Below are 22844 nucleotides of genomic sequence, written 5' to 3'. Positions count from 1 at the left end.
TCTCTTAACGCCCCGTGAGGTGCCTGGCGTTTTCCAGGTGCGCGGTCAGCTGCTTCTGGATCCGCACGGTCGCCTCGTCGAGCGCCTTGCGCGTACGCAGTCCGCTGCCGTTGCCCGCCTCGAAGGGGTCCCCGAAGACGACGTCGACCCGGCTGCGCAGCGGGGGCAGCGCCTTTATCAACCGCCCGCGCCGCTCCGTGCTTCCCAGCACGGCGACCGGGACGATCGGGGCGCCGCTGCGGACGGCAAAGTAGGAGAGCCCGGCGCGCAGTGCGGCGAAGTCGCCCTCGCCGCGGGTGCCCTCCGGGAAGATCCCGAGGACCCCGCCGTTCTGCAGCACGCCCAGCGCGCGCGTGATGGCCGTCCGGTCGGTGGTGTCACGGTCGACCTTGATCTGGCCGATGCGGGTCATGAACGGGTCGAGCGGGCCGACGAACGCCTCCTTCTTGACCAGGAAGTGCGAGGGCCGGGGCGCCACGCCGATGACCATCGGGCCGTCGATGTTGTGGGAGTGGTTGACCGCGAAGATCACCGGGCCGGTCGCGGGGACCTTCCAGGCACCCAGCACCCGCGGCTTCCACAGGCCGTACATCAGGCCGACGCCGATGCGCCGCCCGACCTCGGCGCCCTTGACCGAGGGCACGGACGCGACGCTCACTTCGTGGCCCGCTTCTCCTCGACGAGGGTGACGACGCACTCGATGACCTGCTGGAGCGTGAGGTCGGAGGTGTCCACCTCGACCGCGTCGTCCGCCTTGGCGAGCGGCGAGGTCTTGCGGCTGGAGTCGGCCGCGTCCCGCTTGATCAGGGCCTCGCGGGTGGCGTTGACGTCGGCGCCCTTGAGTTCACCGCTGCGGCGGGCCGCACGGGCCTCCGGGGACGCGGTGAGGAAGATCTTCAGGTCGGCGTCGGGCAGCACGGTCGTGCCGATGTCCCGGCCCTCGACGACGATGCCCTGCTCGGCCGCCGAGGCGATCGAGCGCTGCAGCTCGGTGATCCGGGCCCGCACCTCGGGCACGGCGCTGACCGCGCTGACCTTGGAGGTGACCTCCTGGGTGCGGATCGGGCCCGCGACATCCGTGCCGTCGACGGTGATCGTCGGCGCCGAGGGGTCCGTACCGGACACGATCTCGGGCTTGCCGGCCGCGTCCGCGATCGAGGAGGGGTCGGTGATGTCGATGCCGTTGGTCACCATCCACCAGGTGATCGCCCGGTACTGGGCGCCCGTGTCCAGGTAGCTCAGGCCGAGCTTCGCGGCGACGGCCTTGGAGGTGCTCGACTTGCCCGTGCCGGAGGGACCGTCGATGGCGACAATCACGGCCGGAGCGGTCCGGGCGGCGGTGGTTTCCACGGGTGCGGGCACCTTCCTGGTACGGGGTGGTGGGCTGGTTCGGGCGCGATCGTGCCCCGAACAAGGTTACTGGCTTCCCGGACCCCGTTTTACGGACCCCGCGGCGCCCCCGTCACAGTCCCTGGGACCACCGCCGCAACGATCACCAGGACGACCACCGGAACCAGGATCACCGCGTCGCCTCGCGCATGGCTCGGCACTACTGCCGGATCGACCAGCCCCGCTCCCGCAGCGACGCCGTCAGCACGGGTGCCGCCGAGGGCTTCACCATCAGCTCGACCAGACCCGCCTGCTGCCCGGTCGCGTGCTCGATGCGGACGTCCTCGATGTTGACGCCCGCCCGGCCCGCGTCGGCGAAGATACGGGCCAGCTGGCCCGGCTGGTCGTCGATGAGGACGACGACGCTCTCGTACACGGTCGGGGCGGCGCCGTGCTTGCCGGGGACGCGGATCTGGCCGGCGTTGCCCCGGCGCAGGACGTCCTCGATGCCGGTGAAACCCTCGCTGCGCTTGGCCTCGTCGGAGGACTGGAGGGCGCGCAGGGCCTGCACGGTCTCCTCCAGGTCGGCCGAGACGTCCGCGAGGAGGTCGGCGACCGGGCCCGGGTTCGCGGAGAGGATGTCGATCCACATCCGCGGGTCGGAAGCCGCGATCCGGGTCACGTCACGGATGCCCTGACCGCACAGGCGTACGGCCGCCTCCTCGGCGTTCTCCAGCCGCGCGGCGACCATGCTCGACACCAGGTGGGGCATGTGGGAGACGAGGGCGACCGCGCGGTCGTGGGCGTCGGCGTCCATGACGACCGGTACGGCCCGGCAGTGCGAGACGAGTTCCAGCGCGAGGTTGAGGACCTCGGTGTCCGTGTCCCGGGTCGGCGTCAGCACCCAGGGCCGCCCCTCGAAGAGGTCCCCGGTCGCGGCCAGTGGGCCCGACTTCTCGCGGCCCGACATGGGATGCGTACCGATGTACGCGGACAGGTCGAGGCCCAGCGACTCCAGCTCGCGGCGGGGGCCGCCCTTGACGCTGGCCACGTCGAGGTACCCGCGCGCGACCCCGCGCCGCATCGCGTCGCCGAGCGCCGCGGCCACGTGCGCGGGCGGCGCCGCGATGATCGCGAGGTCGACGGGCCCGGTGGGCTCCTCGTCCGTGCCGGCGCCGAGCGCGGCCGCCGTACGGGCCTGCTCCGGGTCGTGGTCGGCGAGGTGTACGACGACACCGCGCCCCGCCAGGGCCAGCGCGGCCGACGTACCGATCAGTCCGGTGCCGATGACAAGTGCGGTTCTCACTGGGCGATGTCCTTGCGGAGCGCGCCCGCGGCACCCAGGTAGACGTGCGCGACCTCGGAACGCGGCAGATCGGACTCGATGTGCGCGAGGACCCGCACGACCCGGGGCATCGCGCCCTCGATGTCCAGCTCCTGCGCGCAGATCAGCGGTACGTCGACGATGCCGAGCTTGCGTGCCGCGGCGGCCGGAAAGTCGCTGTGCAGGTCGGGCGTCGCCGTGAACCAGATGCTGATCAGGTCCTCGGTGGTCAGCTCGTTCCGCTCAAGTATGGCGGTGAGCAGCTCGCTGACCTGCTCGTCCATGTGGCCGGCCTCGTCCCGCTCCAGTTGGACGGCGCCCCGGACCGCTCGTACCGCCACGGTGATGCTCCTTGCTGATGTACGGCTCTTGGTCCATCCAGCCTAGTCAGCCCTCGGTGGCCCGGTACCGGGCGCCCGCCTGCCGAGACGCCCGGCGCGCTGTCCCGGAAGGGTGCACGGGCACGTCGAGAGCCTCGGAACCATTGCTGCGAGAGCCTCAGAACCGCTGCTGCTTGACGAGGTCTTCGAGCGAGGCGTCCGGCAGGTGTCCGTCGGGGCTCAGCCGGTCGACCACCTGCGGCAGGGTCTGCGCGATCTCGGTGGCGGCCCGGTCGGTGGTGACGCCCGCCTCGTCGGCGACCTGCTTGAGCGTCTCGTCGGGCAGCGCCTGCTGGATCTGCGCGCCGGTCACGGACTGGTTGTCGCCGGTGCCGACCCAGGAGTCCTTCTGCTCCGCGAGGCCGGACCGGGTGAGCAGGTCCATCAGGCCGCCCAGCGGATTGCCACCGCTCCCGGCGCCGATCCCGGTGCCACCGCTCCCACCCCTGCCGTTCATGAGCGCCTGGAGCAGCGAGCCCAGAATGGCGGCCCCTCCGGCCCCGCCCGCCCCTCCGCCGGCGCCGCTCCGAGCGCCTCCGCCGAGAACACCGCCGAGCAGACTGCCCAGATCGTTACCCGCCATGGTCGTGCCCTTTCGTGGAGGTCGCCGATCCGTCCCGTGGGGCTCGTCCCGCGAGCCGCTCGACCCGGATTGCACCAATGTCACCCGAATAACTACTTGGCACCACTTGGAGTGAAGTTGTCCTCTACGGTGTGATCGCCCTTTGATTTCCGCGAAGTCGCTCCTGTGCGCCTCTGGACGCAGGGGCCGCGGGTCCGCTTGCATGGTGAGGCTGTCCGCGCCACGCCTCGGGGGAGGCTCGATGAAGCGTTCCGGACCACTTTTCACGCTCCTCGCGGGACTACTGCTCGCCTTGTTCATGCTGTCGCTCAATGTGACGGAAGGGACGCGCAGTACGTCGACCGGGAGCGAGTCCTCGGGTGATGTCGTGTCGGCGAGCCCGACACCCACGGCCTCGCCCCCGTCGGGCAAGCCGTCACCCTCGCCCAGCCCGTCGAAGACCGCCGCGCCCAACGCCGACTACGCGGGCCGCACGGACGACGACTCCTCCGCGGTCGCGGTCACCCTGCGCGACGACAAGGCGGTCGCGTACTTCTGCGACGGCAAGGACCAGGAGTCGTGGCTGAAGGGTGACGTCAAGGCCGACGGCAGCATGCGGCTCACCGGCCAGAACGGCAACGTCCTCACCGGCGAGCTGAAGGGCAAGCAGATCCGCGGCACGGTCGACATGGGACAGCGGAAGTACGGCTTCACGGCCGACAAGGCCGTCAAGCCCTCCGGGCTGTACCGCGCGACCGCCACCGTGCGGGGCGCCGAGGTCGACGGCGGCTGGATCGTCCTGCCGAGCGGGCAACAGGTCGGCATCCTCAACCGCGCGGGCAAGCCGAGCCCCGCACCCCGCATCGACCCCGAGACCGGCGTCGTGACGGTCGACGGGCAACAGCTCACGGCCGAGCCCGTGACCCCGTGATCCACCCGCTCGTTCCTCCGCTCCACCCCGCACCCCGCACTCCGCTCTTCGCTCCGCCCCTTGCTCGATGACCCGTGACCGCAGGGAGCCGACCATGACCGTGGACCCGAACGCCGCCACCCAGAACTTTCCGTCGCCCGGCCCCGCCTCCCGCCGCCCGGGAGCCGCCACCTATCTCGTACCGGCCCTGGTCGCGGGCGCGGTCGCGGTCGGCCTCGGCGTCTACGGCAATGTGCACGACCCGGAGGGCACCGCCTTCAACCTGGCGGGCTTCAGCAGCACGAGCGCGGTCAAGTCGTGGCTCGCCACGACCGCGATGGGCTTCGCGGTCGTGCAGCTCGTGTCGGCACTCATGGTGTACGGGCGCATCCCGGGCCCGAGCTGGTCGGGCGTACTGCACCGCTGGTCGGGTCGAATTGCGTTTCTTGTGGCAGTTCCGGTCGCTGTGCACTGTCTATACGCTTTGGGCTATCAGACGTACGAACCACGCGTTTTGTGGCACTCGGTCCTGGGTTGCTTCTTCTTCGGTGCATTCAGTGCCAAGATGCTGCTGCTCCGCTCGGAGCGTCTGCCCGGCTGGGTGCTGCCCATCGTCGGCGGACTTGTCTTCTCGGCCCTGACGGTGGTCTGGCTGACCTCCGCCCTCTGGTTCTTCCGCACGTTCGGAGTGACGACATGACCCACCCCTCCACGCGGCGCGCGGTTCTCGCGACGGGCGCGGCCGCGTTGATCGCCGGCTGCAGCAAGTACGGGGACGAGAACGGCGGGGGAAGCGAGGAGGAGGCGTCCTCCGTCGCCCCCGCGGAGAGCGGGACCGGGGGCGAGGCGCCCGCCGGTGAGGAACTGACCAGGACCGCCGACATCCCGGTCGGCGGCGGCAAGATCTTCAAGGACGAGAAGGTCGTCGTCACCCAGCCCGAGAAGGGCGGCTTCAAGGCCTTCTCGGCGGTCTGCACGCACCAGGGCTGCATCGTCGCCAACGTCTCGGACGGCACGATCAACTGCACCTGCCACGGCAGCGAGTTCCGCATCGCCGACGGCTCGGTGGCCAAGGGCCCGGCCCAGAAGCCGCTCCCCGCGAAGCAGATCACGGTCACGGGCGACTCGATCAGCGTCACCTGACCCACCACGCGCGACCCCCAGGGCTGGTGTGCCGGTCAGTCGCCCCATCGACCGGTCAGTCGTCCCAGAGCGCCCCCAACGCCATCAGGTCCCCCTGGTACTCGATCCTGTCGGCCCACTCCGTAGGCCATGCATCGGCACCGAGGTACGCCCCTGCGAAGGCGCCGGCGAGGCAGGCGATCGAGTCCGAGTCCCCCGAGGTGCAGGCGGCCCGTCGCAGGGCCGTCACCGGCTCGTCCACGAAGAGCAGGAAGCACAGCAGGCCGGTGGCGAGCGCCTCCTCGGCGATCCACCCGGCCCCCGTGGCCAGACAGGGGTCCGTCTCGGGCGACGGCGACCGCAGGGCCCTCTGAAGCCGCTCCAGGGCCTCCAGGCACTCGTCCCAGCCACGCGAGATGAAGTGCGTCGGCGTCGGGTCCTGGGAACGGGTCCACAGGTCTCCGAGCCAGCGCTCGTTGTAGCGCGTGCGGTTCTCGTACGCGTACGAGCGCAGCAGGCCGACCAGTCCCGTCGGCTCCGCACCTTGCGCGAGCAGTCGCACCGCGTGCGCGGTGAGGTCGGACGCGGCGAGCGCGGTCGGATGCCCGTGGGTGAGCGCGGCCTGCAACTGGGCGGCGCCCGCGCGCTGTTCGTCGCTGAGCCCTGAGATGAGACCGAGCGGGGCTACGCGCATGTTGGCGCCGCAGCCCTTGGAGTGGATCTGGCTGGCGTCCTGCCAGGGCAGCCCCTCACGCTCCAGCAGGTCGCAGGCCCTGAGGCAGGTGTTGCCCGGCGCGCGGTTGTTCTCCGGCGACCGGTTCCAGGCGATGAACTCCTTGCGCACCGGCTCTTCCAGCTCCCGGGGGCCCAGCAGCCCCCGGTCCATGGCCGTCCGCAGCCCCCGCCCCAGCGCCAGCGTCATCTGCGTGTCGTCCGTGACGTACGCGGGGGTGGGCAGCTCCATCTCCCGCCAGGGCCCGCACTTGGCGAGGATCGAGGGCACATCGTTGAACTCGGTCGGGAAACCGAGCGCGTCCCCGAGGGCAAGCCCGACCAACGCCCCCGTGGCGGCGTGCTTCCTGACGGTCGTGGTCATGAGGATCGTCCTTCCGACGACGGTGACGGTGATGCCTGGGGCGCCGACGCTGGCGAGGGGGCCGATGCCGGTCGCATCAGCGGTGGGTGCAGTGCGGTGGCGTCGCCCGCGCGATACAGCGCGGCAGGCTTCCCCCGGCCTCCGGTCAGCCGGGCCGCACCGGGGATCTGCTCGACGAACCCGGGCGTGGCAAGGACTTTGCGCCGGAAGTTCGGCCGGTCGAGCGCGGTCCCCCACACGGTCTCGTAGACCTGCTGGAGTTCCCCGAGCGTGAACTCCGGCGGGCAGAACGCCGTGGCCAGGCAGGTGTATTCGAGCTTGGCGCCGACCCGTTCATGTGCGTCCGCGAGGATCCGGTCGTGGTCGAAGGCGAGCGGCCCGAGCCCGTCGTACGGCAGCCAGCGCGCGCTCGCCGCGTCGCCGCCGCCACGCGGTTCGGGCGGATCGGGCAGCAGCGCGGTGTACGCCACGGAGACGACCCGCATCCGGGGATCGCGGTCCGGTTCGCTGTAGGTGCGCAACTGCTCCAGATGCAGCCCCGAGACGTCCGCCAGCCCGGTCTCCTCGGCGAGTTCGCGCCGGGCGGCCGTCCCGGCGGACTCGTCGGGCAGCACGAACCCTCCGGGCAGCGCCCAGTGGCCCGCGAACGGCTCCTGTCCGCGCTCGATCAGCAGCGCTTGCAGTACGCCCGCCCGGACCGTGAACACCGCGAGATCCACGGTGACGGCGAAGGGCTCGAAGGCGTATTTGTCGTAGCCCTCCATTGCCCCCTCCTCATGGCCTGCACGGCCGTCCTGCACCTCGCCGGGCGACGGCCTCCGGACCGGGACCACCCCCGTGGGCCCTGCTCCAACGACCGCGCCCGGCGGGGGCGTTCCTTTAATGGTCAGCACGACTATAAATAGCGGAACGGGCCGCCACAACCCCCGAACGCACATCGGCCGGCCCCGGGAAATCCCGGAACCGGCCTATGCCGTACCAAACAGGTCTCTACGGATGAGACGATTTTCTCTGGAGGTTCTCCAGGGGCCCAGAAGCCCAGAGGTCTAGAGGCCGACTTCCTGCATCAGCATCCCGACCTCGGTGTTCGACAGCCGCCGCAGCCAGCCCGACTTCTGGTCGCCCAGGGTGATCGGTCCGAAGGACACGCGCACGAGCTTGTCGACCGGGAAGCCGGCCTCGGCGAGCATGCGCCGCACGATGTGCTTGCGGCCCTCGTGGAGGGTCACCTCTACGAGGTAGTTCTTGCCGGTCTGCTCGACGACCCTGAAGTGGTCCGCCTTCGCGTACCCGTCCTCCAGCTGGATGCCGTCCTTGAGCTGCTTGCCCAGGTCGCGCGGGATCGGGCCCACGATGTGCGCGAGATAGACCTTCTTCACGCCGTACTTGGGGTGCGTGAGGCGGTGTGCCAGCTCACCGTGGTTGGTGAGCAGGATGACGCCCTCGGTCTCGGTGTCGAGCCGCCCGACGTGGAAGAGCCGCGTCTCACGGTTCGTCACGTAGTCACCGAGGCACTGACGGCCCTCGTTGTCCTCCATGGTGGACACCACGCCGGCGGGCTTGTTCAGCGAGAAGAACTGGTACGACTGCGTGGCGACGGTCAGACCGTCGACCTTGATCTCGTCGTTCTCCGGGTCGACGCGCATGCCCTGCTCGACGACGATCTCGCCGTTGACCTCGACCCGGGACTGCTCGACCAGCTCCTCGCAGGCACGCCGCGAACCGTAGCCCGCGCGCGCGAGCACCTTCTGCAGGCGCTCGCCCTCCTGCTCGGCGCCCGGGAAGGTCTTGGGCGTCTTGACCTCGGGCCTGCCCGCGTACCGGTCCCTGTTGCGCTCCTCGGTACGTGTCTCGTACTCACGGGAGCGCGCGTTCTCCGTACGGCCGCCGCGCTGCTGGCCCTGCTTGGGACCGCCCTTGGCACCGCCGCGGGCCGAGCTGCCGCGCCCCGACTTGGGGCCGTCGTGGGTCGCGCCGGGGCCTACGTCGTAGCGGCGCTCCTCCGGACGGGGGTTGCCTGCCCGCTTCGGCCTGTCGTCGCGCCCTCCCGCGCTCCTCTGCGGGGAGCCGCCCCCACCGGTTCCGCGGGAATTGCCGCCTCCGCCGGAACCGCGGGGGGCGCCGCCCCCACCTGAGCCGCGAGGGCCACCGCCCCCACCGGAACCGCGGGGGCCACCGCCTCCACCGGAACCGCGAGGGTTACCGCCCCCGCCGGTTCCGCGCGGGTTGCCGCGCCCGTTGTTCCTGCCACTGCCGCTGCCACTGCTTCGCATCAAAGTTCCGTCGTCGTCGTGTCGTCTGCATCTGCGTCCGGCGCATCCGGATCGAACGACGGGACCCCTTCCAGCGTCTCTGCTTCGATCGCGTCCGCCTCCGGAAGGAAGGGCGCGAGCTCCGGGAGCTCGTCCAGGCCGCGCAGGCCCATTCGCTCCAGGAAGTAGTTCGTCGTCCTGTACAGGATCGCACCTGTTTCGGGTTCCGCGCCCGCCTCCTCGACCAGACCCCTCTGCAGGAGGGTGCGCATCACGCCGTCGCAGTTCACTCCGCGGACCGCCGAGACCCTGCTGCGGCTGACCGGCTGGCGGTACGCGACGACCGCCAGCGTCTCCAGCGCGGCCTGGGTGAGCCGGGCCTGCTGGCCGTCGAGGACGAAGCGTTCGACGGCCGCCGCGTACTCGGGACGGCTGTAGAAACGCCAGCCGCCGGCGATGAGCCGCAGCTCGAAGCCGCGACCCTGGATGGTGTACTCGTCGGCTAGCTCCCGCAGAGCAGCCGCGATCCGCCGCTTCGGCCGCTCGAGGATCTTGGCGAGATGCTCCACGGTCGCGGGTTCGTCCACGACCATGAGGACGGCCTCCAGGGCTGGCTTGAGGTCGAGATCGGCGACGCCGGGCGGACCCGCGGGGGCCTCGGTGGTGTCCTCGCTCACGCCTTCTCCTCCTTGACCGGTTCGGGCGGCCTGTCGAACTCGTCGGTCACCGTGGGCTGCGCATCCCCGTCCCCGCCCGTCCAGCGCACCACCAGGTCCCCCAGAGCCTCCTCCTGGTCCAGGGAGACCGCCTTCTCCCGATAGAGCTCCAGAAGGGCTAGGAAACGCGCCACGACGGTGAGGGTGTCGTCGGTGTCCTCGACGAGCGAGCGGAAACTGGCCTCTCCGAGCTCCCGCAGCCGGGCCACCACGATCGCGGCCTGCTCCTGCACGCTCACGAGCGGCGCGTGGATGTGGTCGACGTACACCTGCGGCTTCGGCTTGGGCTGCATCGCCTTCACGGCGAGCTTGGCGAATCCTTCCGCCCCGATGCTGATGACGACCTCGGGCAGCAGCTCGGCGTGGTGCGCCTCCAGCCCGACGGTACGGGGGTAGCGGCGCGCCTCCTCGTCGAGGCGCCGGTTGAAGATCTCGGCGATCTGCTTGTACGCCCGGTACTGCAGCAGCCGCGCGAAGAGCAGGTCCCGGGCTTCCAGCAGCGCCAGATCCGCCTCGTCCTCGACCTCGGCGGACGGCAGCAGCCGGGCGGCCTTCAGATCGAGCAGCGTCGCCGCGACGACCAGGAACTCGGTCGTCTGATCGAGATCCCAGTCCGGCCCCATCGCCCTGATGTGCGCCATGAACTCGTCGGTGACCTTGGAGAGCGCGACCTCGGTGACATCCATCTTGTGCTTGGAAATCAACTGAAGCAGCAGATCGAACGGCCCTTCGAAGTTGGCAAGCCGAACTTTGAAGACCCCGTCATCGGGTTCATCGGCGACGGGCTCTTCGGGCTCGACGATCTCGGGCTGTTCCTCGGGGCGAACGGCTCCGGGCTCGCTGGTCGGCTCGCCTGCAGCGTTGTGGGCAGGCGTTCCGCAGGGCGGAACGGGTGGGCACAACGCTCCACGGTCCGCAGCCGAAGTACCGTCCTCACCCCCAGACGGGCTCTCCGCCGCAGGCGGCTCCGGCTCCGCCGCAGGCGGCAAGACCTCGCCCGGGGGCTCAGGCGGGGCCGTACCCCCAGGCCCCCGCCCCAGCGCACGCCGACGGCCACCGGAACCGCCGGAGGCCGTGGCAGGGGCGTCGTTCGAGGTCATAGCCGTCGCAGGCTACCGCTACCGCCCGCGCAACCGTCGTACGAGGATGCTCGCGTCCCCACGGGATTCGAGATCCGCGAGCACCACGGCGACAGCCTCCCGCACGATCCGCCCACGGTCGACCGCGAGCCCGTGCTCCCCACGGAGCACCAGCCGGGCGTGCTCGAGGTCCATGAGCTCCTCGGCGGACACGTACACCGTGATCTTCTCGTCGTGCCGCTCACGCCCGCTGGGGCGCCGTCCTGAGCCGCGCCCACGCTTGCGCGGCTGCGCGCCCGTGGAGGGCCCGGCAGAACCTTCCTGCACCCCCTGCCGCCGCCCGGAACGGTCCCCGGCGGCGCCCCGACTCCGGGACTCGCCGTCGGAGGACTCGGCGTCGGCGGCGACATGTTCGTCGCCCTCGCCGTCGCCGCCCCGCACGGGTACGGATTGCGGGGCGTCATCCCCGGCGGCAGCGGCGTCGCTCTCGCCCGCCGGACCCGGTACCCGGGCCTCGCCGTTGGCCGGGCGCCTGGGGCTGGACGCCTGAAGCGCCATTCCCCCGGTCGTACGGAACAGTTCGTCGGCCCCCGGCAGACTCACTCGGCGTGACACCGGGCGAGCACCTCCCTGGCGAGCTGGCGATAGGCGGCGGCACCGACGGAGTTGGAGGCGTACGTCGTGATCGGCTCACCGGCGACCGTGGTCTCCGGGAAGCGGACGGTCCGGCCGATCACCGTGTGGTAGACGTGATCGTCGAACGCCTCGACCACGCGCGCGAGCACCTCACGGCTGTGCACGGTCCGCGAGTCGTACATCGTGGCGAGGATGCCGTCGAGCTCCAGCTCGGGGTTGAGCCGCTCCTGGACCTTCTCGATGGTCTCGGTGAGCAGCGCGACACCACGGAGGGCGAAGAACTCGCACTCGAGCGGCACGATCACCTTGTGCGCCGCTGTCAGGGCGTTGACGGTGAGAAGACCGAGCGAGGGCTGACAGTCGATCACGATGTAGTCGTAGTCGGCCATCAGCGGCTTCAGGGCCCGCTGCAGCGTGGACTCGCGCGCGACCTCGGACACCAACTGGACCTCGGCGGCCGACAGGTCGATGTTGCTGGGCAGCAGGTCCATGTTCGGGACCGCTGTCTTCAGGAGCACCTCGTCGGCCGCCATGCCCCGCTCCATGAGCAGGTTGTAGACCGTGAGGTCGAGCTCCATCGGGTTGACGCCGAGGCCCACGGACAGTGCGCCCTGCGGGTCGAAGTCGACGAGCAGGACCCGGCGTCCGTACTCCGCGAGTGCCGCGCCCAGGTTGATGGTCGACGTCGTCTTGCCGACGCCGCCCTTCTGGTTGCACATCGCGATGATCTTCGCGGGGCCGTGATCGGTCAGCGGGCCCGGGATCGGGAAGTACGGCAGCGGGCGCCCGGTCGGGCCGATGCGCTCACGCCGCTGGCGCGCCGCGTCGGGCGCGAGCGTGGCCGCGTACTCCGGATCGGGCTCGTACTCGGCGTCGGGGTCGTAGAAGTGCCCCTCGGGCAGGTCGTCGTAGTCGGCGAAGTGGGTGCGGTTCTCGCCACTTCCGTTGCCGGCCATGGCGTTCACGTGATGGCCATCCATGCTCTGGTGTGCGGGCTGAGTCGTCCGCGAGGGGTGGAGACTCTGGTGGGCTGCGAAGGTGCGCACAGCAACGGAGCCGACAGCCTCGAGCCCCGTGGGCCTTGAGCCCTGCGCAGGCATTCCTGGTTGACCACCCCCGGGAGTAAATGTCGACTCATTCACAAGTCGTCTTACCTCCTTGGTGACCAGGAAACTTCTAGATAGGTCAGCGTGGCACCATGCCGACGGTTGGCGACTCTATGGCGTGTCACCGGTCCGCAGCAACACAATCCGCCGGACCCGGCCCGATGTGTCGGCAACGGAACACCCCTCTGTCAAGGGCGTAAGGGCGTCGCACGGCAGGTTTCACGGGTGTGCGAAACGGTTCAAGGGTTACGTTCGAGGCGAGTTGAACGAGTCTCGCAAAGTGACTCGACACACATCCGGCCGGACCTTGTGGGACAAGGTCCGGCCGTACACGCCATGTTGACGACCTGTGTTGACGTATCGCCTTTTATCGGTGGAGAGATCGCCCGACGGGTCGGGACAGATCGGTCGTATCGTCAGCCGAGCAGGGTGTCCAGCTCGACGTGCTCCAGCCCGTGCGCCTCCGCGACCTCGCGGTAAACGACCTTGCCGTCATGGGTGTTGAGACCCCTCGCGAGCGCGGGGTCACGGCGCAGCGCCTCGACCCAGCCGCGGTCCGCCAATTCCACGATGTAGGGCAGCGTGGCGTTCGTGAGGGCATATGTCGACGTGTTGGGCACGGCGCCCGGCATGTTGGCGACGCAGTAGAAGACCGAGCCGTGCACCGGGAAGGTCGGCTCCGCGTGAGTCGTCGGACGCGAGTCCTCGAAGCAGCCGCCCTGGTCGATGGCGATGTCGACAAGAACACTTCCGGGCTTCATTCGCGACACGAGCTCGTTGGTGACCAGTTTCGGTGCCTTGGCGCCCGGGATGAGCACGGCACCGATGACGAGGTCGGCCTCCAGAACGGCCTTCTCCAGCTCGAAGGAGTTGGACATGATCGCCCGGACCTTGGTGCCGAAGACCTTGTCGGCCTCGCGGAGCTTGTTGATGTCGCGGTCGAGCAGCGTGACGTGGAATCCCATGCCGACGGCGATCTGCGTGGCGTTCCAGCCGGAGACACCGCCGCCGATGACGACGGCCCGCGCGGGCTGCGTGCCGGGGACGCCGCCGGGGAGCACACCGCGGCCGCCGACCGAGCGCATCAGGTGGTACGCGCCGACCTGCGGGGCGAGGCGGCCCGCGACCTCGGACATCGGGGCGAGGAGCGGGAGCGCGCGGCTGGGCAGCTCGACCGTCTCGTAGGCGATCGCCGTGGTGCCGGACTCGACGAGCGCGTCCGTGCACTCCTTGGACGCGGCCAGGTGCAGGTAGGTGAAGAGCGTCTGGTCCTTGCGGAGGCGGTGGTACTCCTCGGCGATGGGCTCCTTGACCTTGAGCAGCAGGTCGGCGGTGGCCCAGACCTCGTCGGCGGTGGCGATGATCCGCGCACCGGCGGCCACGTACTCCTCGTCCGGGATCGACGAGCCGACTCCGGCGTTCTGCTCGATGAGGACCTGGTGGCCGTGGCGCACCAGCTCGTGCACGCCGGCGGGGGTGATGGCCACCCGGAACTCGTTGTTCTTGACCTCGCGGGGGATGCCGACCTTCACGTCGATCACGGTCCTTGGCTCAGAAGGGGTCTGGGGTCACGCATGCCAGGACATGGCCCGACATACCGGCACGCACGGGAGCACACCGGGAGACACCACGAAAAGACGCGGCGGAGCCAGTCTAATGAAGGGATTCCCTCTGTCTAGCCTTTCAATGCATCAATCTTCTTCGGATGTACTACGGATTTCGCAGGCGTTAGCGTCGTGTTCCCTGGCTGAAGCGTCCTCTGGGAGCTCGTCACCCAGCATGCGCTCGGCCGCTCCGCGGTGCAGCCCGGCGGCCGCGGGGTCTCCCAGCCGGTCCAGCGTGTCGGCGAGCCGGAGGTGCAGCGCGGCCTGCAGCCGGGTGTCCTCGGCGCGACGCGCCCACTCGACCGCCTCCAGGCAGGTGGCGAGGGATTCCTCGGGCCGGCCCGCGTACTCCTGCACCCGTCCCATCTCGCTCAACGCCCTTGCCTGACCGGCCACATCGCCGCTCTTGCGGTAGCCGGTGATCGCCGAGCGCCAGTTGCGCAGCGCCTCGCCGTAGCGGCCCGCGTACGTGTGCGCGGTGGCGATGCGTCCGTGCAGCCGGGCCACGTCCTCGCGCTCGTCGCGCGCGAGCCGCTGGGCGAGGGCGCGCCCGAACCAGTCGGCGGCCCGGTCGTGGTCCCCCAGCTCCTGGTGCGCGCCGCCTACGGATTCCATCGCGCGGCCGGTCGCGTACGGGTCGTTCGCCTCGCGTCCGGCGTCCAGAGCGGCCCGGTAGCGGGCCAGCGCATTCCTCGTACGGCCGGTCTGGGCGTCCAGGTCGGCGAGGTTCAGCAGCGCGGCGGCCTTCTCGCGGGGCAGGTCCCGGCGCTCCGCCACGTCCAGGACGAGCCGGTGGATGCCGTACAGCTCGGGCGCCGCCGCCTGCGTACCGAAGTGCGCGACCATCGCTCTGACCAGCGCGGCCATGAGGCGGCGGGCCAGTGTGTCCAGCTCTCCGTCGGCGACCGCCAGCCGGGCCGCGGCGAGCAGCGCGGGCTGCCGGATGCGCAGCCAGTCGGCGGCCGCGCGGGGGTTCGGGAAGCGCAGCGCGCGGGGCATCCCGGCGAGCTTCTCGCGGGCCGGGGAGCTGTCGGTCTCGGTGATCGCGCGGCAGGACACCAGCAGCCGTACGGTCCGCTCCAGCATCCGGGCGCGTGCCAGCTGGAGTTCGGCCGGGCGGTCCTGGGTCTCGGTGAGCGTGCGCAGCAGCGGCAGCAGACAGCCCGGCACCTCGTACTGCGGCAGGGGCGACTCGACGGACCGGACGAGGCCGAGCTTGGTGAAGTCGTCCAGGGTGGTGCGGGCGGCGCCGACCGAGCAGCCGGCCAGCGCGGACGCGGTGTGCGGGTCCACGAGGCCCGCGGGGGCGAGCGAGAGCAGTCGCAGTATCCGCGCGGCGGCCGAGGGCAGGGCCGCGTACGAAAGGCGGAAGACGCGTTCGAGGACGTCGAGAAGACGGCCTTCGTCACCCTCGGTGCGCAGTTGCTTGGCCAGGTCGGCCACGGCCGCCTTGGGCCGGTGGGCCAGCCAGGCGCCGGCGAGGACGAGCGCGGCGGGCTGGGACGCGCAGATCTGCACGAGTCCTTCGGCCGCCAGCGGGTCGACGGTGATGCGTACCGAGCCGGTGTACCGGTCGAGAAGTTCGAGGGCTGACTTGGTGTCGAGGCCGCCGAGGGTGCAGGGCCGGACGTCGGAGATCCCGGTCAGGGGCCCGCCGGAGACGGCGACGACGAGGCAGTCGGGGGTCTCCGGGAGGAGCACGTCGACCTGCTCGGCGTCCGCCGCGTCGTCCAGCAGGAGCAGTACACGGCGAGTGGCGAGCCCCTCGCGCAGCCGCTCGGCGAGCTCGTCCTCGCCGGCCCCTGCGGGGGCGGTCAGTTCGAGGGCGGTGAGCAGGTCACGGGCGGTTCGTTCGGTCGCCACGGGCGTGCCGTCGGGCTCGGTGAGCCGGGCCCTCAGGACACCGTCCGGGTAACTGTCCGCGACCTGCCGTACGAGTTCCTCGGCGAGCGCGGTCCTGCCCGATCCGGGCTTGCCCGCGATGAGCAGCACGCGCGCGCGTGGTGCTTTCCGGCCCGCGAGGGTGTCCAGACCGGCCCGCTCGATGTCGGCGCGCAGTTCCTTCAACTCTCTTGTGCGGCCGAGGAACTGACTCTCCGTGGGGGCAGGCTCGGCAGCGGGGCGCTGCGCTTCCTCCGACACCGCCGTGTCGCCGGCGTCCACCGCCTGATCCGTCACGGGCACACTCCCGTCCCACTGCACGCGCAAGCCCGCCGGGACTCCGGTCGGGGCGTTTCCAGAGCCTAGTTCACGCTCTGCGACGATCTGTGCGGAGCGCGGCGGGCACGTCCCCCGATCGGATCAGGCGATCGTCACACCGGCGGGGCGGACGCAGGGGCCCGAGTGGATTCGGGGACGGGCTCAGCAGTGTGTTCGGGAACGGCTTCCGGAACGGGTGCCGGAGTGGATCACGCCTCGAAGGGGCGTGCGGGCCACGGCGCCTCGGCCGGGCGCAGGGCGTCCAGGCCGTCGCCCTGCTGCGCCGCGATCAGCGAAAGCACGCCCACGACCAGGCAGTTGTTGTGCAGCTCCCCGGTGAGGACGCCCCGTACGAGCTCGTCGACCGGGACGCGGGAGAGCTCCATGTCGGCCTCCTCGTCCTCGACCTCGAAGCGCTGCCCCTCGGCCTCGGAGAGATCGCGGGCGAGGAAGATGCGCACGGCCTCGTCGCAGCCGCCGGGCGTGGTGAACACGTCGGTGAGCACGCGCCAGTCCTCGGCCTTCACGTGGGCCTCTTCGTAGAGCTCGCGCTGGGCGGCGTGCAGCGGGTTCTCACCCGGGATGTCGAGCAGGCCGGCCGGGATCTCCCAGAGCTTGTGGCGCACGGGGTGCCGGTACTGGCGGATGACCAGCACGCGCCCCTGGTCGTCGAGGGCGAGGACGGCCACCGAACCCGGGTGGACCTGGTAGTCGCGGCGGACGACCGATCCGTCGGGCATGACCACGTCGTCGGTGCGCACGGAGGTCTTGTTGCCCACGAACGGGGTCTCGGTCGCCCTGACCTCCCACTCCTCGGCGGTGTCCTTGATGGTCATGTCGACTTGTCCTCCCACACGCACGAATCTGCGCCCAACGGAAATACGCCCAACAGGTTCGCCAGGCCGGCTGCGCTGGCCTCCTCGGTGGGGGGAAAATCGGGGTGGGCGCCCGGTAAGCCGAAGACTCTGTGATGCCGGTCAGCTCGCCCAACAGGATGGCGATGGGGATCCGCTAGCGGACTTCGGTTTGCGCCACGGCCACCACGGTGACCGGCAGCGCGTGTGTCAGACTCAGCGACTTCCCGGATCCCTCCGGGCGCCCGTTCGATCGGCACGCGTGCGGGAGGGACACGGCGATGGCCAGACAGGACGTGAAGGACGAGGTCCTCTATCTGCGGGCGGCGGGGCTGGATCTGGGCAAGCGGTTCCTGCTGGCGTGCGTACGCACGCCGTGCTTGAAGCGGCCGGGAACCTGGACGCTGGAGACCGAGCGGTTCGCCACCACCCCGGCCGAGATCCGGCGTCTGCTGGCCTGGCTACTCGAGCGCCGGGTCGAGGTGGTGGTGCTCGAGGCCACCTCGGACTACTGGCGCCACCTCTACTACACCTTGCAGCCGCATCTGAACCTGATGCTGGTCAACCCGGCCCACCTCAAGGGCATTCGGGGGCGCAAGAGCGACCCCAGCGACGCCGCGTTCCTGGCCCGGGCGGGCGCCTCGGGCATGGTGATGGGCTCCTTCGTGCCCGAGCGGGAGATCCGCGAACTGCGGGACCTGACCCGCCGCCGCACGCAGCTCATCACGGCACGCGGGCAGGAGGCCCAGCGGCTGGAGAAGGAACTCGAGGACACCGGCATGAAGCTGTCCTCGGTGCTCAGCGACATCACCGGGGCCAGCGGACGCGCCATCATCAACGCACTGATCGGCGGCGAGCGTGACCCCCAGGCGCTGGCCGACCTGGCCATCCGGCGGGCCCGCAGCAAGATCCCGGCCCTGGTTGAGGCACTGGACGGCACGTTCACCGAGCACCACGCGTTCATGTGCCGGCACTACCTCGACGAGATCGACCACCTCACCGCCACGGCCGACCAGCTGGACCAGCGGATCACCGCGCTGCTGACCCGCCTGGAGCACAACAAGGACATCGAGAACCTGGACACCATCCCCGGCATCGGCCCCGCGGCGGCTGAGATCATCATCGCTGAGACCGGTGGGGACATGACCCAGTTCGCCACCGCCGGCCATCTCGCCTCCTGGATCGGGGTCTGCCCGGGCATGAACGAATCCGCCGGCGTCACCAAATCCGCCCGTACCCGCAACGGCAACAGCAACCTGAAACGGCTGTTGGGCATCGCCGCGATGTCGGTGACCCGGAACAAGGACTGCTATCTCAGCGCCTACTACCGGCGCATCGCCGCCCGCCGCGGACGACAGCGGGCCCTGGTCGCGGTGATGCGCAAACTCGCCGTCGCGATCTGGCACATCCTCCGCCACAAGACCCGCTACCAGGACCTCGGCGCCGACTACTTCACCCGCCGCGACCCTGAACGCGCCATGCGTCGCATGACCAAGGAAGCCAACCGCCTCGGCCTCACCGTCCGCTTCGAGCCCATCGCAGCAACGGCCTGACCAGCACACTCACTCAACTTTTCGTGTCAGAGGCCCTACGAAAACCGGGGCACTCGTCTCGAAGGACGCGCACCCCGGCAACCGTACAACCCGCGTGCTACTTGGCCGTCTTGCGCTCCACAGCGGCCTTGACCAGGCCCGCGAAGAGCGGGTGCGGCCGGGTCGGACGCGAGCGCAGCTCGGGGTGTGCCTGCGTCGCGACCAGGTAAGGGTGGACGTCCCGCGGGTACTCCACGTACTCCACGAGCTTGCCGTCCGGGGACGTCCCGGAGAACTGCAGGCCGGCCTTCTTCTCCAGCTCGGCACGGTAGGAGTTGTTCACCTCGTAGCGGTGGCGGTGGCGCTCCTCGACGTACTCCTTGCCGTCGTACACCTCGCGCACGATCGAGCCCTCGGCGAGCTTGGCGGGGTACATGCCCAGGCGCATCGTGCCGCCCATGTCGCCTTCGCCCGCGACGATGTCGAGCTGCTCGGCCATGGTGGAGATGACCGGGTGACCGGTGGCGGAGTCGAACTCGGTGGAGTTGGCGTCCGGGATGTCGGCGAGGTTGCGCGCGGCCTCGATCACGATGCACTGCAGGCCCAGGCAGAGACCGAGCAGTGGGATCTTGTTCTCGCGGGCGTACTGGATGGCGCCGACCTTGCCGGACACACCGCGGTCGCCGAAGCCGCCGGGGATGCAGATCGCGTCCACGTCGCCGAGCTGCTTCGCGGCACCCGCCGGGGTCTTGCAGTCGTCCGAGGTGACCCACTTGATCTTCACGCGGGCCTTGTTGGCGAAACCGCCCGCGCGCAGGGCCTCGGTGACCGAAAGGTAGGCGTCGGGCAGGTCGATGTACTTGCCGACGAGCGCCATGTTGATCTCGTGGACCGGGCGGTGGACGCGGTCCAGCAGGTCGTCCCAGGTCGTCCAGTCCACGTCACGGAACGGGAGGTCCAGCTTGCGGACGACGTAGGCGTCGAGGCCCTCGGTGTGCAGGACCTTCGGGATGTCGTAGATGGACTTGGCGTCGATGGCCGCGACCACGGCCGCCTCGTCGACGTCGCACATCAGGGAGATCTTGCGCTTGATCGCGGTGGGCACCTCGCGGTCGGCGCGCAGCACGATCGCGTCTGGCTGGATACCGATGCTGCGCAGAGCCGCAACCGAATGCTGGGTCGGCTTCGTCTTCAGCTCCCCGGAGGGGCCGATGTACGGAAGGAGCGAGATGTGGACGACGAACACATTGTCTCGACCGACCTCGTGACGGACCTGACGGACGGTCTCCAGGAACGGCTGCGACTCGATGTCGCCGACCGTGCCGCCGACCTCGGTGATGACGACGTCGACGTCCTCGGTGGCCATGCGCCGGATGCGGTGCTTGATCTCGTTGGTGATGTGCGGGATGACCTGCACGGTGTCGCCGAGGTACTCGCCGCGCCGCTCCTTGGCGATGACCGTCGAGTAGACCTGCCCGGTGGTGACGTTGGCGGAGCCGTCCAGGTCGACGTCGAGGAAGCGCTCGTAGTGGCCGATGTCCAGGTCGGTCTCGGCGCCGTCGTTGGTGACGAACACCTCACCGTGCTGGAACGGGTTCATGGTGCCCGGGTCGACGTTCAGGTACGGGTCGAGCTTCTGCATGGTGACGCGCAGACCCCGCGCCTTGAGCAGCGCGCCCAGGCTGGAGGCGGTCAGGCCCTTGCCGAGGGAGGAGGCGACACCCCCGGTGACGAAGATGTGCTTGGTCGTCGTGGCTGTGCTGTTTCGAAAAGCAGCGGGCGGCATGGCCAAGAGGGGGCTCCCGTGGTCGCGGTGTCTGGTGCGGTACGGCTGCCCGACCCGGAGGTTCCGGAGGTGCCGTCGCTGCGGTTCGGGGGTCCCTTTTTCCTGCCGGGGCGCCCACCGGTCCACGGGCTACCAGGGTATCAGCGACGGGACGAGGCTGCTTCCGGCCACGCTCTGCACACGGGTCGACACGGACCACACTCGTGCTCACTCGTTCGGCTCAGACGGGTTGTCGGGAGCGGCGCGCGGATCATCAGCGTGCGTCGTATCCTGCTCGGACGATCGCTGCCGAGTCAGGCCGGCAAACGGCACCACCCACGCCCGTCGCCCGGAACTTCGAGAGCTCGTCAGTTCGTTTCGCTACGACATCACCACGACAATTGACGTCGCGCGACGACGATTTACATACGTTCCCTTGACCGCAAAGAGCGACCGCCCCCTGGGGGCGACGTGGCCGTTCGACTGGAGTTGCACGTGGCCGGGCGCATCGAAGACTACGCACTAATCGGAGACATGCAGACAGCCGCGCTGGTCTGCAGGGACGGCACGGTGGACTGGCTGTGCCTCCCCCGCTTCGACTCCCACGCCGTCTTCGCAGGACTTCTCGGCACGGAGGAACATGGATTCTGGCGGCTCGGTCCGGCGCACGCGGCCGACGCCGAACCGCCGACCGCGGTCCGCCGTCGCTATCGCGGCGACTCGCTGATCCTGGAATCCGAGTGGGACACGTCACGCGGCACGGTCCGAGTGACGGATTTCATGCCTCCGCGTGACGGCGCGCCGCAGCTGATCCGGATCGTCGAGGGCGTCACCGGACGCGTCCCGATGCGCTCCGCGCTGCGGATGCGTTTCTCGTACGGACGTGTGGTGCCCTGGGTGCACAAGCACGAGGGGCGGACGGTGGCTGTCGCCGGGCCCGACTCCGTGTGGTTCGACACAGAGTGCGAGACCTACGGCAAGGCCCTGACGACGTACTCGGACTTCACGGTCGCGCCGGGTGACCGGATCGCGTTCACGATCTCCTGGGAGCCCTCGCACAAGCAGCCGCCCGCGCTGCCGGAGCCTGAGCAGTCCTTGGAGGCCACCGAGGAGTTCTGGCGCGAGTGGGTGGAGCAGTGCACGTACCACGGGCCGTACCGCGAGGCAGTGGTCCGCTCGCTGATCACGCTGAAGGCGCTGACGTACGGGCCGACGGGCGGCATCGTCGCCGCGCCCACCACCTCCCTGCCGGAGGAGATCGGCGGTGTCCGCAACTGGGACTACCGCTACACGTGGCTGCGTGACGCGGCGATCACCCTGTCCTCGTTGCTGCGCACGGGCTATCGCGAGGAGGCGCGCGCCTGGCGCGAGTGGCTGCTGCGCGCGGTCGCCGGCGACCCGGAGAACCTGCAGATCATGTACGGCATCGCGGGCGAGCGGGAGTTGGGCGAGGCGGAGCTCGACTGGCTTCCCGGGTACGAGAACTCCGGTCCCGTCCGCGTCGGGAACGGCGCCGCGCACCAGCTCCAGCTCGATGTGTACGGCGAGGTGACGGAGGCTCTGCACCTGGCCCACATGACGGGTCTGGCCCGCAACGACTACGCCTCGCTCCTCCAGCTCAAGCTGATCCGCTACCTGGAGGACCACTGGGACGAGCCGGACGAGGGCATCTGGGAGGTGCGCGGCCCGCGCCGCCACTTCGTTCACTCGAAGGTGATGGCCTGGGTCGCCGTCGACCGGACGATCAAGCTCATCGAGTCCGGCGACGCGGACGGCCCGCTGGAGAAGTGGCGGGAACTGCGCGACGACATCCACCGGGACGTGTGTGAGAAGGGTTACGACAAGGAGCGCAACACCTTCACGCAGTCGTACGGCTCGAAGGAGCTGGACGCCTCGCTGCTGCTGATCCCGCAGATGGGCTTCCTGCCGCCGGACGACAAGCGCGTGATCGGCACGATCGAGGCCATCCAGCGCGAACTGTCCACGTCGGACGGCTTCATCCTGCGCTACCCGACCTCCGGTGAGGACGCGGGCGTGGACGGTCTGGAGGGCGACGAGGGCGCGTTCCTGGCCTGTTCGTTCTGGATGGCGGACGACCTCGCGATGATCGGCCGCGTGGACGAGGCCCGCAAGCTCTTCGAGAAGCTGCTGGCCCTGCGCAACGACCTCGGTCTCCTCGCGGAGGAGTGGGACCCGGTCCTGAAGCGCCAGGTCGGCAACTTCCCGCAGGCGTTCAGCCACGTGCCGCTGATCGACACGGCACTGCGGCTGACGGCCTCCGGGGCGTACGGGGGCTGACCCGGGTGCGGGGCTGACACGAGTACGGGGCCTGCCCGGGGCCGCCGCACTCCGGCTGACCAGCGGGCTCGGCGCGACCG

Annotated in this window: 21 protein-coding genes; 5 read left to right on the top strand and 16 right to left on the bottom strand. The window is 70.1% G+C overall.

Annotated elements, in window-relative coordinates; all coding sequences use genetic code 11:
- Window positions 1-4: 4 nt before the first annotated feature.
- From QF035_RS40015 to QF035_RS39995, 5 genes are all read right to left on the bottom strand, one after another.
- Entirely contained in the window at window positions 5-697 is a 693-nt protein-coding gene (locus tag QF035_RS40015) for a lysophospholipid acyltransferase family protein (RefSeq protein ID WP_307526097.1), read from the bottom strand.
- Complete coding sequence (gene cmk, locus QF035_RS40010; RefSeq protein WP_189840178.1) at window positions 655-1350, bottom strand: (d)CMP kinase; 696 nt, start codon at window positions 1348-1350, stop codon at window positions 655-657. Before cmk ends, QF035_RS40015 begins: the two co-directional genes overlap by 43 nt.
- A 199-nt stretch (window positions 1351-1549) precedes the next feature.
- Window positions 1550-2635 carry a prephenate dehydrogenase gene (locus QF035_RS40005; protein ID WP_307526094.1) on the bottom strand — a complete coding sequence of 362 codons (1086 nt, stop codon included), beginning with the start codon at window positions 2633-2635 and terminating at the stop codon, window positions 1550-1552.
- A complete protein-coding gene (gene aroH, locus QF035_RS40000; protein WP_055613795.1) occupies window positions 2632-2994 on the bottom strand; it encodes a chorismate mutase in 363 nt (120 codons plus the stop codon). Before aroH ends, QF035_RS40005 begins: the two co-directional genes overlap by 4 nt.
- Window positions 2995-3151: 157 nt before the next feature.
- Window positions 3152-3820 (bottom strand): YidB family protein, encoded by a 669-nt coding sequence (locus QF035_RS39995; RefSeq protein WP_373466805.1) that lies wholly within the window; start codon window positions 3818-3820, stop codon window positions 3152-3154.
- Between the two features lie 37 nt (window positions 3821-3857).
- Between QF035_RS39995 and QF035_RS39990 the strand changes: the two genes are divergently transcribed.
- The 3 genes from QF035_RS39990 to QF035_RS39980 all read left to right on the top strand — a co-directional run bounded on the left by QF035_RS39990 (window position 3858) and on the right by QF035_RS39980 (window position 5648).
- Window positions 3858-4526, top strand: coding sequence for a hypothetical protein (locus QF035_RS39990; RefSeq protein WP_307526090.1), 669 nt, complete (start codon window positions 3858-3860; stop codon window positions 4524-4526).
- A 94-nt stretch (window positions 4527-4620) separates the two neighbouring features.
- Entirely contained in the window at window positions 4621-5205 is a 585-nt protein-coding gene (locus QF035_RS39985; RefSeq protein ID WP_307526088.1) for a DUF6529 family protein, read from the top strand.
- Window positions 5202-5648, top strand: a complete 447-nt coding sequence (locus QF035_RS39980; RefSeq protein WP_307526086.1) for a Rieske (2Fe-2S) protein — start codon at window positions 5202-5204, stop codon at window positions 5646-5648. The genes QF035_RS39985 and QF035_RS39980 overlap by 4 nt, the downstream gene beginning before the upstream one ends.
- 55 nt (window positions 5649-5703) lie before the next feature.
- Here QF035_RS39980 and QF035_RS39975 read toward each other — a convergent pair whose 3' ends face one another.
- From QF035_RS39975 to QF035_RS39930, 10 genes are all read right to left on the bottom strand, one after another.
- The gene (locus QF035_RS39975) at window positions 5704-6723 is read right to left on the bottom strand and encodes an ADP-ribosylglycohydrolase family protein (protein ID WP_307526084.1); all 1020 of its coding nucleotides are present in this window, start codon (window positions 6721-6723) and stop codon (window positions 5704-5706) included.
- Entirely contained in the window at window positions 6720-7487 is a 768-nt protein-coding gene (locus QF035_RS39970; RefSeq protein WP_307526083.1) for an NUDIX hydrolase, read from the bottom strand. The genes QF035_RS39975 and QF035_RS39970 overlap by 4 nt, the downstream gene beginning before the upstream one ends.
- 282 nt (window positions 7488-7769) lie before the next feature.
- Window positions 7770-8996 carry a pseudouridine synthase gene (locus QF035_RS39965; RefSeq protein WP_307526081.1) on the bottom strand — a complete coding sequence of 409 codons (1227 nt, stop codon included), beginning with the start codon at window positions 8994-8996 and terminating at the stop codon, window positions 7770-7772.
- Window positions 8996-9652: an SMC-Scp complex subunit ScpB gene (scpB, locus tag QF035_RS39960; RefSeq protein WP_055613787.1), complete on the bottom strand. Its 657-nt coding sequence runs from the start codon at window positions 9650-9652 to the stop codon at window positions 8996-8998. Before scpB ends, QF035_RS39965 begins: the two co-directional genes overlap by 1 nt.
- A complete protein-coding gene (locus tag QF035_RS39955) occupies window positions 9649-10791 on the bottom strand; it encodes a segregation and condensation protein A (RefSeq protein WP_307526078.1) in 1143 nt (380 codons plus the stop codon). Before QF035_RS39955 ends, scpB begins: the two co-directional genes overlap by 4 nt.
- 18 nt (window positions 10792-10809) lie before the next feature.
- Window positions 10810-11385, bottom strand: coding sequence for a hypothetical protein (locus QF035_RS39950; protein ID WP_307526077.1), 576 nt, complete (start codon window positions 11383-11385; stop codon window positions 10810-10812).
- Complete coding sequence (locus tag QF035_RS39945) at window positions 11370-12506, bottom strand: ParA family protein (protein ID WP_143635976.1); 1137 nt, start codon at window positions 12504-12506, stop codon at window positions 11370-11372. The genes QF035_RS39950 and QF035_RS39945 overlap by 16 nt, the downstream gene beginning before the upstream one ends.
- 422 nt (window positions 12507-12928) lie before the next feature.
- The gene (ald, locus tag QF035_RS39940; RefSeq protein WP_307531783.1) at window positions 12929-14044 is read right to left on the bottom strand and encodes an alanine dehydrogenase; all 1116 of its coding nucleotides are present in this window, start codon (window positions 14042-14044) and stop codon (window positions 12929-12931) included.
- 159 nt (window positions 14045-14203) lie between these two features.
- A complete protein-coding gene (locus QF035_RS39935; RefSeq protein ID WP_307526075.1) occupies window positions 14204-16294 on the bottom strand; it encodes a tetratricopeptide repeat protein in 2091 nt (696 codons plus the stop codon).
- A 230-nt stretch (window positions 16295-16524) separates the two neighbouring features.
- Entirely contained in the window at window positions 16525-17151 is a 627-nt protein-coding gene (locus QF035_RS39930) for an NUDIX domain-containing protein (protein WP_307526073.1), read from the bottom strand.
- A gap of 299 nt (window positions 17152-17450) precedes the next feature.
- Between QF035_RS39930 and QF035_RS39925 the strand changes: the two genes are divergently transcribed.
- Window positions 17451-18722, top strand: a complete 1272-nt coding sequence (locus tag QF035_RS39925) for an IS110 family transposase (protein ID WP_307519984.1) — start codon at window positions 17451-17453, stop codon at window positions 18720-18722.
- 97 nt (window positions 18723-18819) lie between these two features.
- Here the strand turns inward: QF035_RS39925 and QF035_RS39920 are convergent, their stop codons facing one another.
- Window positions 18820-20487, bottom strand: a complete 1668-nt coding sequence (locus QF035_RS39920) for a CTP synthase (RefSeq protein ID WP_307531781.1) — start codon at window positions 20485-20487, stop codon at window positions 18820-18822.
- A gap of 474 nt (window positions 20488-20961) precedes the next feature.
- Between QF035_RS39920 and QF035_RS39915 the strand changes: the two genes are divergently transcribed.
- A complete protein-coding gene (locus QF035_RS39915) occupies window positions 20962-22764 on the top strand; it encodes a glycoside hydrolase family 15 protein (RefSeq protein ID WP_307526071.1) in 1803 nt (600 codons plus the stop codon).
- Window positions 22765-22844 lie beyond the last annotated feature (80 nt).

This window comes from Streptomyces umbrinus, assembly GCF_030817415.1.
GTDB lineage: Bacteria > Actinomycetota > Actinomycetes > Streptomycetales > Streptomycetaceae > Streptomyces > Streptomyces umbrinus_A.
This window is presented reverse-complemented; position numbering and strand designations above follow the sequence as displayed.